The organism is Pseudomonas sp. NPDC086278 (assembly GCF_050280905.1).
In the GTDB taxonomy this organism is placed as follows: domain Bacteria; phylum Pseudomonadota; class Gammaproteobacteria; order Pseudomonadales; family Pseudomonadaceae; genus Aquipseudomonas.
In genome coordinates, this window is the sequence record NZ_JBNNWE010000016.1 from 13,599 (window position 1) to 25,945 (window position 12,347).

The following is a 12,347-nucleotide window of genomic DNA, read 5'->3' on the forward strand; positions in this document are numbered from 1 at the left end:
CAATCTTCTGTTTAATTTTAAATGGTATGACTACTTATATTCGTCAGTCCGTTACTGCCAACAAGCAGCTCATATACGCTACTTAAACATGTCTTTGAATTACACCCAGCATATGAACCCTCTTATTTAACTGTTAAAAATTCAAGAATCTTTTATTCACTTTTCACTTATTTTCAAGAGCGAAAAATTCACGACGCATTCGTAGGAATAGTCCTACACTCGAACAGTGTCGAATCTCGGATCCAATGCCTGACATCATTTCTCCGCAGGGAGCTGCAACGATGGAAGTATGGAAAGAATCGCAGTTAAGCCAAATATCCAACGCGACCGATATACGTACAGCGTTTGAGACTTCGCTTAACCTTGTTCAAAAACTCGGCTTTAGCTTCTTTTGTTTTTCAATCACATCACCGCCAAGAGGGCCGCACTTTGGCAGAGTAAATCTCAACAACTACCCTATGGACTGGAACACGAACTATGAACAAAACCATTTCAGTGAAATAGATCCGCTACTGGCGCATTGCAATCAGTCAAGGTTTCCGATTCTTTGGGAGGACGCCGTCTTCACGAAGACACCTACGCTGCGGCAAGCGCAAAAAAAACTGGGGCTGATCCATGGCTGGTCGCAATCGTTTCACGACGACAGCGGGCTGTGCAGCATGTTGAGCCTGGTCAGGAGCAACCACCCGATCACGCCTTATGAACTGTATGAAAAGCTGGGCTACGCGACGTTCATCAGCCAGCGACTGCATGGGCTTGCCGCTCAAAAATCGCCCTCAAGACTGCCAAGTTCGTGCAAACCGCAGTTATCGACACGGGAAATCGAGGTGCTGAGGCTGTCAGCTGACGGCAAGACAGCGTACGAAATCTCCAGAATTCTGAGCCTCTCCGAACGCACCATCAACTTCCACGTCCACGGCGCGATCCAGAAACTGGGGGTGAACAACAAAATTGCAGCCGTGATCGCGGCGGCGAGAGCCTACATGATCTGAGCAACAGGTCCGACTATCTGTGCCGGTAAAAACCCGCGAGTAAAGCACACGAAAAAAACGTACCATTTGCGGCGCCTCCAGAGTGATGACGTGTAAAGCACACGACGCAGTACACTCGGACGGTACAGCCCGCAACAACGCTTCAGGCAGCGGGACACTCACCCGTTTGTCTACCCAGAGCTCCCCGTCTCATGCCGCTCCTTGAAACGCCTTTCGCCCAACTCGATTTGATCCGTCAGCCAGAACAGCAGAACGAACCGTTGCAAGCATTCGATGCAGCAGACGAGTACCTGCTCAATCATCTGGCCGAACAACAACCGGCGGCGGCGACCCGAGTGCTGGTGCTGAACGACAGCTTCGGCGCCTTGGCCGCCAGCCTGTCGGGCAAGGTTCAAGTGACCAGCAGCGGCGATTCGTTCCTGGGGTTTCAAGGCCTGGAAAAAAACCTGATCCGCAACGGCCAAGCCTTTGACGCCGTGCCGTTCGTGCCGGCTAACGAGCTGTTCACCGGCCCTTTCGACCGCGTATTGATTCGGGTGCCCAAAACCCTGGCCTTGCTGGAAGAGCAGCTGATTCGCCTGCAAGGCCAACTGGCACCCGGCGCACAAGTGATTGCGGCAGCGATGATCAAACACCTGCCCCGTGCGGCGGGCGAGCTACTGGAGCGCTACGTCGGTGCGGTGCAAGCCTCGTTGGCGGTGAAGAAGGCCCGGTTGCTGATCGCCACGCCTCAAGCCAGAACCCCGGCCGCATCGCCCTACCCGACCCGCTATCAACTCGACGAACCGGCAATCGAATTGCTGAACCACGCCAACGTGTTCTGCCGCGAAGGGCTCGACATCGGCACGCGCGCGTTTCTGCCGCACTTGCCGAAGAACCTTGGTACGGCCAGGGTCGCCGACCTCGGTTGCGGCAACGGTGTGCTGGCCATCGCCAGCGCGCTGCAAAACCCCGAGGCGCAGTACACGCTGGTGGACGAGTCGTTCATGGCCGTGCAATCGGCCATCGACAACTGGCATGCGGCGCTGGGTGAGCGGGAGGTGACGGTGCGGGCCGGCGACGGTCTGGCCGGCCAGGAAGCGCAATCACTCGACGTCGTGCTGTGCAATCCGCCGTTTCACCAGCAGCAGGTCGTCGGCGACTTTCTGGCCTGGCGCATGTTCCAGCAGGCGCGTGAAGCGCTGGTGGTCGGCGGCGCGTTGTACATCGTCGGCAACCGTCACCTGGGTTATCACAGCAAGCTCGCGCGCTTGTTCCGTGGCGTCGAGCAAGTGGCGGCCACGCCCAAGTTCGTGATTCTCAAAGCGCGCAAATAAGCCCAGGCAAAAAAAACCCTCCGTGACGGGAGGGTTGTCAATCCGTGCCGCGAGGCAACGGGATGGGGATCTCGGTGATTCAGTGCGTGCTCAGGCCAGCGGCATTCATGAACATGCGCATCAGGCTCGCGACGATAAACAACGCGCCGACGCTGCCGACCCAGATCAATGCCAGCCAGCCAAGTCGCTGCCACAGCGGTTTTTTCTCGGCCTGCTCAATGTCGTGCAGGGAAGGTTTGCCGGACATGCTTTCTTTCCTCTCTATCAGGTCGATGGCGTCTGTCTGACGCCATCGCGAGCAAGCTCGCGCCCACAGGTTGGTGTCGATGTGACTAGTGGTAACCATCTTCGTGGGTCACCTTGCCGCGGAACACGTAATAGCTCCAGAAGGTGTAGCCCAGGATGAACGGGATGATGAACAGCGTGCCGACCAGCATGAAGCCCTGGCTTTGCGGCGGTGCGGCCGCGTCCCAGATCGAGATCGACGGCGGCACGATGTTCGGCCACAGGCTGATGCCCAAGCCGCTGTAGCCAAGGAATATCAGCACCAGCGTCAACAGGAACGGCGTGTAGTGCGCATTGCGGGCCACGGCGCGGATCAGACCGTACATGGTCACCAGCACCAGGATCGGCACGGGCAGGAACCAGAACAGGTTCGGCAAGGTAAACCAGCGCGCCGCGATTTCGGCGTGGGCCAGCGGGGTCCAGATGCTGACGATCCCGATCACCGCCAATACCACGAAGGCCAATGGCCGTGCGAGGTCATGCATCTGTTCCTGCAACTTGCCTTCGGTCTTCATGATCAGCCAGGTGCAGCCGAGCAACGCATAAGCCACCACCAGCGCAAGACCGCAGAACAGGGTGAACGGGGTCAGCCAGTCCAGTGAGCCACCGGCAAACTGACGGTTGACCACCGGCAAGCCGTCGATGAACGCCCCGAGCGCCACCCCCTGAAAGAAGGTTGCGGCCACCGAGCCGCCGATGAACGCCTTGTCCCACAAGTGACGCTTGTCGTCCTTGGCCTTGAAGCGGAACTCGAACGCCACGCCGCGAAAGATCAGCCCGATCAGCATGAAGATCAGCGGCAGATACAACGCCGACAGCACCACCGAATACGCCAGCGGGAACGCGCCGAACAACGCCGCGCCGCCCAGTACCAGCCAGGTCTCGTTGCCGTCCCAGACCGGCGCGACAGTGTTCATCATCACGTCACGGTCAGATTTGCCGGGGATGAACGGGAAGAGAATCCCGATCCCCAGGTCGAACCCGTCCATGACCACGTACATCATGATGCCGAAGATGATGATCACGGCCCAGATCAGCGGAAGATCAATACCCATGACTCAAATCTCCTTGGTCAGGCTGGGGCGATGTTCAGTGTCGTCGTCGCCAGCCGCAGACAGCGGACGCGCCGGTGTGCGTTTCTGGCCTGGACCACCGTCGTTGGTTTCCTTGCCTTCGTCGATCTTCGGCCCTTTGCGCACCAGCCGCATCATGTAGCCGAGACCGGCACCGAACAGCGCGAAATAGACCACGACGAACATGATCAACGTGATGCTCATCTGCATGAAGCTGTGATTGGACGACGCATCCGCCGTGCGCATCAGCCCGTAGACCACCCACGGCTGACGGCCGATTTCGGTGGTAAACCAGCCGGCCAGAATCGCGATCAGCCCGGACGGCCCCATCCACAACGCCATGTACAGGAAAGGTCGCGAGGTGTAGAGCTTGTCGCTTTTACGCAGCCACAGGCTCCACAGCCCGGTGAAGATCATCAGGAAGCCCAGGCCGACCATGACCCGGAACGACCAGAACACGATGGTCGAATTCGGTCGGTCTTCGGGCGGGAAGTCCTTGAGCGCCGGCACTTGCTTGTCCAGCGAGTGCGTGAGGATCAGGCTGCCGAGGTAGGGAATCTCGACTGCGTACTTGGTTTTCTCGGCTTTCATGTCCGGCCAGCCGAACAGGATCAGCGGTGTCGGCTCGTCCCCGACGTTTTCCCAGTGACCTTCGATGGCGGCGATTTTCGCCGGTTGATGCTTGAGGGTGTTCAACCCGTGGAAGTCACCGATGACGGCCTGAATCGGCGCGACGATCAGCGCCATCCACATGGCCATCGACAGCATGGTGCGGATCGCCGGGTTGTCCTTGCCGCGCAGCAAATGCCAGGCCGCCGAGGAGCCGACGAAGAATGCCGTGGCCACGAATGCTGCCGTCGCCATGTGCATCAGGCGGTACGGGAACGACGGGTTGAAGATTACCGCCAGCCAGTCCACCGGAATCACTCGGCCATCGATGATTTCGAAGCCTTGGGGGGTCTGCATCCAGCTGTTGGACGCAAGGATCCAGAAGGTCGAGATCAACGTGCCGACAGCCACCATGACCGTGGCGAAAAAGTGCAGTTTGCGTCCAACCTTGTTCCAGCCAAACAGCATGACGCCGAGGAAACCGGCTTCAAGGAAGAAAGCCGTGAGCACTTCATAGGTCAGCAACGGCCCGGTGACGGCACCGGCGAAGTCCGAGAAGCGGCTCCAGTTGGTGCCGAACTGATAGGCCATGACCAGCCCGGAGACCACCCCCATGCCGAAGTTGACGGCAAAGATCTTCGACCAGAAGTGGTACAGATCGCGGTAAGTATCGTTATGGGTTTTCAGCCACAGCCCTTCGAGCACCGCCAGGTAACTCGCCAGGCCAATGGTGATGGCCGGGAACAGAATGTGGAACGAGATGGTGAACGCGAACTGGATTCGGGCGAGATCAAGCGCCTCCAAACCGAACATAAGTCTTCCTCTGTCAGTAATACCGGCTGAAGGCTTGCGGCCTGCACCCACTGCCCCCACGGATATGGAGTGTGGCGAATTTAAATTCGTTCTTTTTTTACAAACATCACAACGTAGGGAGTCTGGCCATCTGGCCGCCGGATCGATTCCACGAGGGTTTTGATCTGGATCAAGCATGAGTGAAAGAGTAGTCCGGTTTTTGACGATGGACGGTGTGGTCTTTTGCCGCGTGACAGGTTGTCTCATAGGTCGCGCAGTCATTCCCGACACAAATCCTGGGAAGCGGGCATGCGGTGGCTATGGATCTTGCTTGTGGCTAGGCGGCTTGCTTGTGTCTAGGGGGCTTGCTGTGGCTAGGGAGGCTTGCTGTGGCGAGGGGGCTTGCCCCCGTTCGGCTGCGCAGCAGTCGCAAACCCAGGCGATGCGATCTACCAGCAAGAATGAGCTGTCAGAATTTGGGGCCACTTCGCAGCCCAACGGGAGCAAGCCCCCTCACCACAGGAATCGGGCAGCGCTTTCGAGATCGGTGTCTAGCTAACTAAATTTTTTGTCAGCGCAACTTCTTGTTACAGCTTGGTGATAACCTCGGGGTTCCCTCGCTCAAGACCCGCCCCAGATGCCCAGCCAAGCACCGTTACTGTTACGTCATCACCGTCCTTTCATCGCGTTCTGGCTGGCTCGAGTATTCACCGCCAGCGGTTTTCAGATGCTTACCGTGGCCATCGGCTGGAACCTCTATCAACTGACCGGCAACGTGCTGGATCTGGGTCTGGTGGGCTTGGTCGAGTTCGCCCCGCGCTTGCTGTTCATGCTGCACACCGGGCATGTCGCCGACCGCTATGACCGGCGCAAGGTCGCGGCGATCTGTCAGTCGCTGCAAGCGTTGATTGCGTTGACGCTGGCGATTGGCAGCGCCACCGGCCACGTCACCCGGGAAATGATCTTCATCCTCGCGTTTGTGCTCGGCGCCTCGCGCTCATTCGAGATGCCGACCACCCAGGCGCTGCTGCCCAGCATCGTGCCACCCGCGCTGTTCCCGCGCGCCGTCGCCGCTGCGCAATCGGCGCAACAGTCCGCGACCATCGTTGCCCCGGCCCTCGGCGGTTTGCTGTACGCCTTTGGCAGCGTCTGGGTGTATGGACCGACGGTGATTCTGTACCTCATCGCCTGCTCGCTGATGCTCAACCTGCCCGCCCGACAAACGCCGCTGAACAAAGGCAAGGCGACGCTGGACTCGCTGTTGGCGGGGATCCGTTTCATTCGCAGCCGCCCGGACATCCTCGGCGCCATTTCGCTGGACCTGTTTGCCGTGCTGCTCGGCGGCGCAACGGCATTGCTGCCGGTGTTCGCCAAAGACATTCTGCTGACTGGGCCGTGGGGCCTGGGTTTGCTGCGATCAGCACCGGCGGTGGGCGCGTTGTTGATGTCGTTGTGGCTGGCGCGTTTCTCGGTGGATCGCCAGGTCGGCCGAGTGATGTTCACCGCTGTCGGTGTGTTCGGTGTCGCGACCATTGCCTTCGGCTTGTCGACGTCGTTCTGGTTTTCGCTGGCGGTGCTGGTGGTGCTGGGCGCGGCGGACATGATCAGCATGGTGATCCGCGCATCGTTCGTGCAACTGGAAACCCCGGATGAAATGCGTGGCCGGGTCAGCGCCGTGAACGGTTTGTTCATCGGCGCCTCGAACCAGTTGGGCGAGTTCGAATCCGGCCTCACCGCGCACTGGTTCGGCACCGTGCCGGCCGTGGTCATGGGCGGCATCGGCACGCTGGTGGTGACCGGGGTCTGGATCAAACTGTTCCCGACCCTGGCCAACCGCGACCGCATGCAGATGCCGGCGGAAGAAGCCAAGGTTTAAAGCAACTTATCGAGATTGATCGGGAAGTCCCGCACCCGCTTGCCGGTGGCGTGATAAATCGCATTGGCCACCGCCGCCGCCACGCCGACGATACCGATTTCGCCAACGCCTTTTGAGCCGAGGGCGTTGACGATCTCGTCGCGTTCTTCGACAAACAGCACGTCAATGTCGCCGATGTCGGCATTCACCGGGATTTGATATTCGGCCAGGCTGTGGTTCATGTGGCGGCCCAGCGCATGGTCGGTCAGCGTCTCTTCGTGCAGCGCCATCCCGATGCCCCACACCACGCCGCCGAGGATCTGGCTGCGGGCCATTTTCGGGTTGACCACGCGACCGGCGGCAATCGCGCTGACCACACGATTGACCTTCACCGTGCACAAATCCTCATCCACCAGCACTTCGACGAACACTGCCGAGTGCGTCGCGGTGGCGTAGGCTTCGCGTTTCTTGTCGGGCTCGGCGTCGACTTGAACTTCAATCGTGGCTTCACCGCTGTCTCGCGCCAGGTCGGCCAGTTTGATCCGCGCTTCACCGAATGAAAGCTGCCCGTCCTCGAACACCGCTTGCTCCGAGGTCACGCCACTGAAGGCGGGATTGGTTTGCCGGGCCACGGCGAGCAGCTTTTCTTTCAGCGCTTCACAGGCCTGCTGCACCGCCGTGCCGACCGACGACACCGTGAACGATCCGCCTTGCAATGGCGCGGTCGGCAACGAAGAGTCGCCGAGGACAAAGACGACGTCCTGCAGCGAAACGCCTGACGCCTGCGCGGCAATTTGCGTCATCACCGTGTAGGTCCCGGTGCCAATGTCAGTGGTCGCGCTGCTAACGGTGAGCTTGCCGTGCTGATCGAGCGAAGCCTTGGCGCTGGCCTTCATCTGCAAGGCCTCCCAGACACCGCCGGCCATGCCCCAACCGACCAATTGCCGGTCACGGCGCATGCTGCGCGGCTCGGGATTGCGCTTGTCCCAGCCAAAACGCTTGGCGCCCTGGGCATAACACGCGCGCAGCTCCTTGCTGGAATAAGGTTTGTCTTCGTTCTGATTGCGCTCGGAGTAGTTGATCAGCCGCAGTTGCACCGGATCGATCGCCAGCGCGCAGGCCATTTCGTCCATCGCGCATTCGAGGCCGATCAACCCCAACGCCGCGCCGGGCGCACGCATGTCCAGCGGCGTGAACACGTCCAGCGGCACCAGTTTGTACGTCAGTTGCACGTTGTCGCAGTGGTAGAGCATGCCGCTCCACTCCACGACATGTTCGGTGAAACTCTCGAACCGCGAGGTCTGGCCGATGGCTGTGTGGCCTATCGCGAGCAAGCGACCATTGGCCGCCGCCCCCAGCTGCAACCGCTGCAAAGTGCGGGGGCGATAGCCGAAAGTGAACATCTGTTGGCGGGTCAAGGTCACCCGCACCGAACGCTTGAGGTGCAGCGCCGCCATCACCGCCAACGGCAACTGGTATTGCGGACGCAAACCGGAACCGAATGCACCGCCGACATAAGCAGCGAAAATTCTGACCTGCTCTTTCTCCAGACCGAAAACCTTTTGCACGTAGGACTGACAATTCTGCGGGCCCTGGGTCTTGTCGTGGATGTGCAGGCTGCCGTCCGCCTGATACAGCACGGTGCTGGCGTGCGGCTCCATCGGATTATGGTGTTCGATCGGGGTGCTGTAGTTCAGGTCCAGGCTGATGGCTGCGCCAGCAAACTCGGCCTGAAAATTCCCACGAGGCTTGGGCACTTCGGCAGGCGCCGGATGAGCTTCGCCTTGCAGGCTCAGAAGATCGGTCTGATGCGGCGCGGTTTCGTATTCGATCCTTATCAGCGAACCGGCATGCCGCGCCAGTTCCAGGTTATCCGCGACTACCAGCGCCAGCGGCTGCCCGCTGTACAGCACATGATCGTTGTACAACGGGCGGAACGGCGAACCCTTGGCCGAGTCGGCGTCTTCGTAGTCCTTGTCGTAACTGGCGATCCTCGGCCGGTTGCTGTGATCGATCACGGCAATCACGCCGGGCAGCGCCAAGGCTTGCGACGCGTCGATGCCGATCACCCGCCCGCTGGCGATGTCGCTGGAAACGACGCTGCCGTGCAGCAAGCCTTCTTCGGGAAACTCCCCGGCATAACGGGCCTGGCCGGTGACTTTGAGGTGGCCGTCGACGCGATCCAGCGGTTGGCCCATCGGTTTGGTAAAGGTGTTCATCGGGCTTGCCCTCCCACCGCGGCATCGCTCAGGGCGCGGACGATGGCCCGACGCGCCAGTTTCACTTTGAAGGCGTTGTGTTCCAGCGGCTCTGCGTCTTGCACCAAGGCCTCCGCCGCGGTGGTGAAGGTTTCACGGCTGACTGCTTTGCCCACCAGCCAGTTTTCCACGGCTTTGTCGCGCCAGGGTTTGTGCGCGACGCCGCCGAGGGCCAGGCGCGCTTCGCGAATGATCGGGCCGGTCAGGTCCAGCGCGGCAGCGACCGACACCAGCGCAAAGGCATACGACGCGCGATCGCGGATTTTCAGGTAATGGCTGCAATCGGCGAAACCGGCGGCGGGCAACTCGATGGCGGTGATCAGTTCATCGTCGGCCAATTGGTTGTCGCGTTCCGGGGCATCGCCGGGCAGTCGGTGGAAATCAGCGAACTCGATGATTCTGACGCCGCCTCGACCTTGCACATGCACCACCGCGTCCAGGGCGGCGAGCGCGACACACATGTCGGACGGATGCGTGGCGACGCACTGCGCGCTCGCGCCGAAAATCGCATGAATGCGGTTCTGACCATCGCGGGCCGGGCAGCCGCTGCCGGGCTCGCGTTTGTTGCACGGCACGCTGGCGTCAAAGAAGTAATAGCAGCGCGTGCGCTGCAACAGGTTGCCGCCGGTGCTGGCCATGTTGCGCAATTGCGGCGAGGCGCCCGCCAGGATCGCCTGGGATAACAGCGGATAGCGCTGCTCGATCAGCGGATGCCAGGCCAGATCGGCATTGCTGACCAGTGCGCCGATCATCACGCCACCGCTGGCCGTGGCGCTGACTTCGCGCAACGGCAGCCCGGTGATGTCGATCAAGTGCTCGGGGCGGGTGAGGTTTTCCTTCATCAAATCCAGCAGATTCGTACCGCCAGCGATGAACCGCGACGACGGGCCGGCGAGATGAACCGCGTCGTGTACCGAATCAGGCTTGCTGTAGTGGAAAGGGTTCATTGGCCATCTCCTTGCCCGGCAGGTTGGCGGCAGGCAGGCAGTGCCTCTTCGATGGCATCGCGGATGTTGTTGTAGGCGCCGCAGCGGCAGAGATTGCCGCTCATCAGTTCCTGAATCTGCGCGGTGGTTTGCGCCCGTCCTTCGTTGGCCAGGCCGACCGCCGAGCAAATCTGCCCCGGCGTGCAGTAACCGCACTGAAAGGCATCGTGCTTGATGAACGCCTGTTGCATCGGATGCAGCGCGTCGCCGCTCGCCAAGCCTTCGATCGTGGTCAGTGCGGCACCATTGCACATCACTGCCAGCGTCAGGCATGCGTTGATCCGTTTGCCGTTGAGCAACACCGTGCACGCGCCGCACTGGCCGTGATCGCAGCCTTTTTTGGTGCCGATCAGGTCCAGTTGTTCGCGCAACAGATCCAGCAAAGTGATCCATGGCAAGACTTCAAGCTGACGCACTTGGCCGTTAAGGGTCAGGCGCAACGGGTGACGGACGAAGGCCGGCTGCGCCGCCTCGGAAAGGGTCGCGCTCATAAACACCTCACGGTTGGTCGTACATTCGCGGCGTTTTGGCAAACCGCCGTCATAAGGGGTACGACTTCGGGGCGGGGTGAGCGTTCAAGGGGATTGATGGGCGTAGAAAAGAGCTTGATTGATGCACGAAGCAGGATCGACTCTCGCGGGATGGCGACTGCATCCGTTGGAGGGAGAAATGGCCGAATACTGGTCGTTGAGCGTTTCAGGTAACTGGCGGGTAATTTTTCGTTTTACAGGTACCGATATCGAACTGGTCGATTATCTGGATTACCACTGACAGGAGGCAGGACATGCCTATGCACAACCCGCCACACCCTGGCGAAACACTATTGATGGATGTAGTGCCCGAGCTTGGCATCAGCGTCACCGCGTTAGCCCGACACCTGGGATTTGCACGTCCACACCTTTCGCGAGTGTTGCATGGCCATGCGCCGGTAAGCCCTGACTTGGCTGTTCGCCTGGAGCGAGCCGGAATCGGCAAGGCGCGAATCTGGCTTGGGGCCCAGACTGATTACGATCTGTGGCAGGCAGAGCGACGTGAGCAACCGGTCATCGAACCCATCGCCCTGCACACCTGACACTTTTCAGACCATCAACTCCCCCGCCACGGCCGTTCGCGTGGCTTTGCCGCAGAGGTGTTCCACCAGGGTCAATGCAAATTCCAATGCCCCGCCGGAACCCTGCGCCGTAATGCAGTTGCCGTCGACCACCACGGGTTGGTCGACAAAATTGCAGCCCGAGAGTTGATGGCTGACGGTGGGCAGGCAGGTCATGCGCCGCTGACGCAAAACCCCAAAGGCTTGCAGCGCCAAGGCGGGTGCTTCGGCGATGCCGGCGAACAGCCGACCGGCGGCCGCCTGATCCTTGATCAATTGTTGCAGGGGATGATGGGCCGCGAGATGTTGCGAGCCCACCGCGCCGCCGGGCAATGCGATCAGGTCGAACGGCTGGGCCAGCAGGTCCACCAGCATCGCGTCGGCAGTCAACCGGGTACCGCGCGCGCAGGTGAGCATGCGTCGCCCCTCGATGCTCGCCACCACCACTTCTATTTGAGCGCGGCGCAGCACGTCGATCAGGGTCACGGTTTGCAGGTCATCGATGCCCTCGGCAAGGGTAATCAGCGCTCTAAAGGTCATGGGTGAGGTCCACAGAATGATCTATAAAGCGTAGTCAGCTTTCCTGACCCTTGTTCGAGCGCAGGCGTTACTTGATGTAAAGCTGGGTCGACATCTTGTCGCCCGGTGCATTGATCGAGGTGTTGCTGAACGTGAAGATGCCGTCCTGCTTGCCCGCCAGATTGAAGATGTACAGGTAGCCGACGGTTTTCGCCCCTGGCGTGCACTCGGTCAGGTTGCCGGTTTGAAAGGCGCAGACCGGCGTGCGAGTGCCGTTCACTTCAAAACCATCCAGCGCAACATTCGGGTTACCGCTGCCGTAGCCAACTTCCAGCACATAGACCTTGATGTTCGGGCCGCTGTGGTCGCAACGCGTCTCGGTCTGGCCTTCGGCAATGTTTTCAAAGCCGCAGGCCGGCGATTCAACCTTGACCACTTTCAACTGGCTCAACCGGGGCGCCATCGCCGCCGAGGCGGTTTGCGCCCCCAGCAGCAACGCCACCGCGATACCGAAAGCCACAACCCCATGCTTATTAATGCAAGACATAACGCGCCCCCAAAAAACCAGCGCG

At 60.2% G+C, this 12,347-nt stretch carries 12 protein-coding genes and 1 pseudogene; 5 read left to right on the forward strand and 8 right to left on the reverse strand.

From position 1 onward, the window contains the following. Window positions 1-281: 281 nt before the first annotated feature. Both ACQKP4_RS07290 and ACQKP4_RS07295 read left to right on the forward strand, forming a co-directional pair. On the forward strand, window positions 282-992 hold the full coding sequence (locus ACQKP4_RS07290) for an autoinducer binding domain-containing protein (RefSeq protein WP_427631865.1): 711 nt from the start codon (window positions 282-284) through the stop codon (window positions 990-992). A 191-nt stretch (window positions 993-1,183) separates the two neighbouring features. After that, window positions 1,184-2,308, forward strand: coding sequence for a methyltransferase (locus tag ACQKP4_RS07295; RefSeq protein ID WP_427631762.1), 1,125 nt, complete (start codon window positions 1,184-1,186; stop codon window positions 2,306-2,308). A 79-nt stretch (window positions 2,309-2,387) separates the two neighbouring features. Here the strand turns inward: ACQKP4_RS07295 and ACQKP4_RS07300 are convergent, their stop codons facing one another. From ACQKP4_RS07300 to ACQKP4_RS07310, 3 genes are all read right to left on the reverse strand, one after another. Beyond that, window positions 2,388-2,555 carry a DUF2474 domain-containing protein gene (locus tag ACQKP4_RS07300; protein WP_427631764.1) on the reverse strand — a complete coding sequence of 56 codons (168 nt, stop codon included), beginning with the start codon at window positions 2,553-2,555 and terminating at the stop codon, window positions 2,388-2,390. Between the two features lie 85 nt (window positions 2,556-2,640). Beyond that, window positions 2,641-3,648: a cytochrome d ubiquinol oxidase subunit II gene (gene cydB, locus ACQKP4_RS07305; RefSeq protein ID WP_427631765.1), complete on the reverse strand. Its 1,008-nt coding sequence runs from the start codon at window positions 3,646-3,648 to the stop codon at window positions 2,641-2,643. A gap of 3 nt (window positions 3,649-3,651) precedes the next feature. Continuing rightward, window positions 3,652-5,088, reverse strand: a complete 1,437-nt coding sequence (locus ACQKP4_RS07310; protein ID WP_427631766.1) for a cytochrome ubiquinol oxidase subunit I — start codon at window positions 5,086-5,088, stop codon at window positions 3,652-3,654. Window positions 5,089-5,704: 616 nt separating this feature from the next. Between ACQKP4_RS07310 and ACQKP4_RS07315 the strand changes: the two genes are divergently transcribed. Next, the gene (locus ACQKP4_RS07315) at window positions 5,705-6,943 is read left to right on the forward strand and encodes an MFS transporter (protein ID WP_427631768.1); all 1,239 of its coding nucleotides are present in this window, start codon (window positions 5,705-5,707) and stop codon (window positions 6,941-6,943) included. Here ACQKP4_RS07315 and ACQKP4_RS07320 read toward each other — a convergent pair. The 3 genes from ACQKP4_RS07320 to ACQKP4_RS07330 are packed head-to-tail and all read right to left on the reverse strand — an operon-like array spanning window position 6,940 to window position 10,657. Continuing rightward, window positions 6,940-9,141, reverse strand: coding sequence for a xanthine dehydrogenase family protein molybdopterin-binding subunit (locus tag ACQKP4_RS07320; protein ID WP_427631770.1), 2,202 nt, complete (start codon window positions 9,139-9,141; stop codon window positions 6,940-6,942). The two genes, ACQKP4_RS07315 and ACQKP4_RS07320, sit on opposite strands and share 4 nt — an antisense overlap. Then, window positions 9,138-10,127 carry an FAD binding domain-containing protein gene (locus ACQKP4_RS07325; RefSeq protein WP_427631772.1) on the reverse strand — a complete coding sequence of 330 codons (990 nt, stop codon included), beginning with the start codon at window positions 10,125-10,127 and terminating at the stop codon, window positions 9,138-9,140. The genes ACQKP4_RS07320 and ACQKP4_RS07325 overlap by 4 nt, the downstream gene beginning before the upstream one ends. Next, window positions 10,124-10,657 carry a (2Fe-2S)-binding protein gene (locus tag ACQKP4_RS07330; protein WP_427631774.1) on the reverse strand — a complete coding sequence of 178 codons (534 nt, stop codon included), beginning with the start codon at window positions 10,655-10,657 and terminating at the stop codon, window positions 10,124-10,126. The genes ACQKP4_RS07325 and ACQKP4_RS07330 overlap by 4 nt, the downstream gene beginning before the upstream one ends. A 142-nt stretch (window positions 10,658-10,799) precedes the next feature. On the opposite strand from ACQKP4_RS07330, the pseudogene ACQKP4_RS07335 reads away from it, so the two are divergent. Next, window positions 10,800-10,937 (forward strand): annotated as a pseudogene (locus ACQKP4_RS07335) (type II toxin-antitoxin system RelE/ParE family toxin); the annotation flags it as partial. 13 nt (window positions 10,938-10,950) lie between these two features. Further along, window positions 10,951-11,238, forward strand: a complete 288-nt coding sequence (locus ACQKP4_RS07340; protein ID WP_427631776.1) for a HigA family addiction module antitoxin — start codon at window positions 10,951-10,953, stop codon at window positions 11,236-11,238. A gap of 6 nt (window positions 11,239-11,244) precedes the next feature. On the opposite strand, the gene ACQKP4_RS07345 is transcribed toward ACQKP4_RS07340, so the two are convergent. Continuing rightward, window positions 11,245-11,796, reverse strand: a complete 552-nt coding sequence (locus ACQKP4_RS07345; RefSeq protein WP_427631778.1) for a DJ-1 family glyoxalase III — start codon at window positions 11,794-11,796, stop codon at window positions 11,245-11,247. 67 nt (window positions 11,797-11,863) lie between these two features. Continuing rightward, window positions 11,864-12,322 (reverse strand): DUF4879 domain-containing protein, encoded by a 459-nt coding sequence (locus ACQKP4_RS07350; RefSeq protein ID WP_427631780.1) that lies wholly within the window; start codon window positions 12,320-12,322, stop codon window positions 11,864-11,866. Between the last annotated feature and the right edge of the window lie 25 nt (window positions 12,323-12,347).

Coding starts and splice junctions, on each gene's coding strand:
- ACQKP4_RS07290 (WP_427631865.1), top strand. CDS start 282: ATGGAAGTATGGAAAGAATCGCAGTTAAGCCAAATATCCAACGCGACC.
- ACQKP4_RS07295 (WP_427631762.1), top strand. CDS start 1,184: ATGCCGCTCCTTGAAACGCCTTTCGCCCAACTCGATTTGATCCGTCAG.
- ACQKP4_RS07300 (WP_427631764.1), bottom strand. CDS start 2,555: ATGTCCGGCAAACCTTCCCTGCACGACATTGAGCAGGCCGAGAAAAAA.
- cydB (WP_427631765.1), bottom strand. CDS start 3,648: ATGGGTATTGATCTTCCGCTGATCTGGGCCGTGATCATCATCTTCGGC.
- ACQKP4_RS07310 (WP_427631766.1), bottom strand. CDS start 5,088: ATGTTCGGTTTGGAGGCGCTTGATCTCGCCCGAATCCAGTTCGCGTTC.
- ACQKP4_RS07315 (WP_427631768.1), top strand. CDS start 5,705: ATGCCCAGCCAAGCACCGTTACTGTTACGTCATCACCGTCCTTTCATC.
- ACQKP4_RS07320 (WP_427631770.1), bottom strand. CDS start 9,141: ATGAACACCTTTACCAAACCGATGGGCCAACCGCTGGATCGCGTCGAC.
- ACQKP4_RS07325 (WP_427631772.1), bottom strand. CDS start 10,127: ATGAACCCTTTCCACTACAGCAAGCCTGATTCGGTACACGACGCGGTT.
- ACQKP4_RS07330 (WP_427631774.1), bottom strand. CDS start 10,657: ATGAGCGCGACCCTTTCCGAGGCGGCGCAGCCGGCCTTCGTCCGTCAC.
- ACQKP4_RS07340 (WP_427631776.1), top strand. CDS start 10,951: ATGCCTATGCACAACCCGCCACACCCTGGCGAAACACTATTGATGGAT.
- ACQKP4_RS07345 (WP_427631778.1), bottom strand. CDS start 11,796: ATGACCTTTAGAGCGCTGATTACCCTTGCCGAGGGCATCGATGACCTG.
- ACQKP4_RS07350 (WP_427631780.1), bottom strand. CDS start 12,322: ATGTCTTGCATTAATAAGCATGGGGTTGTGGCTTTCGGTATCGCGGTG.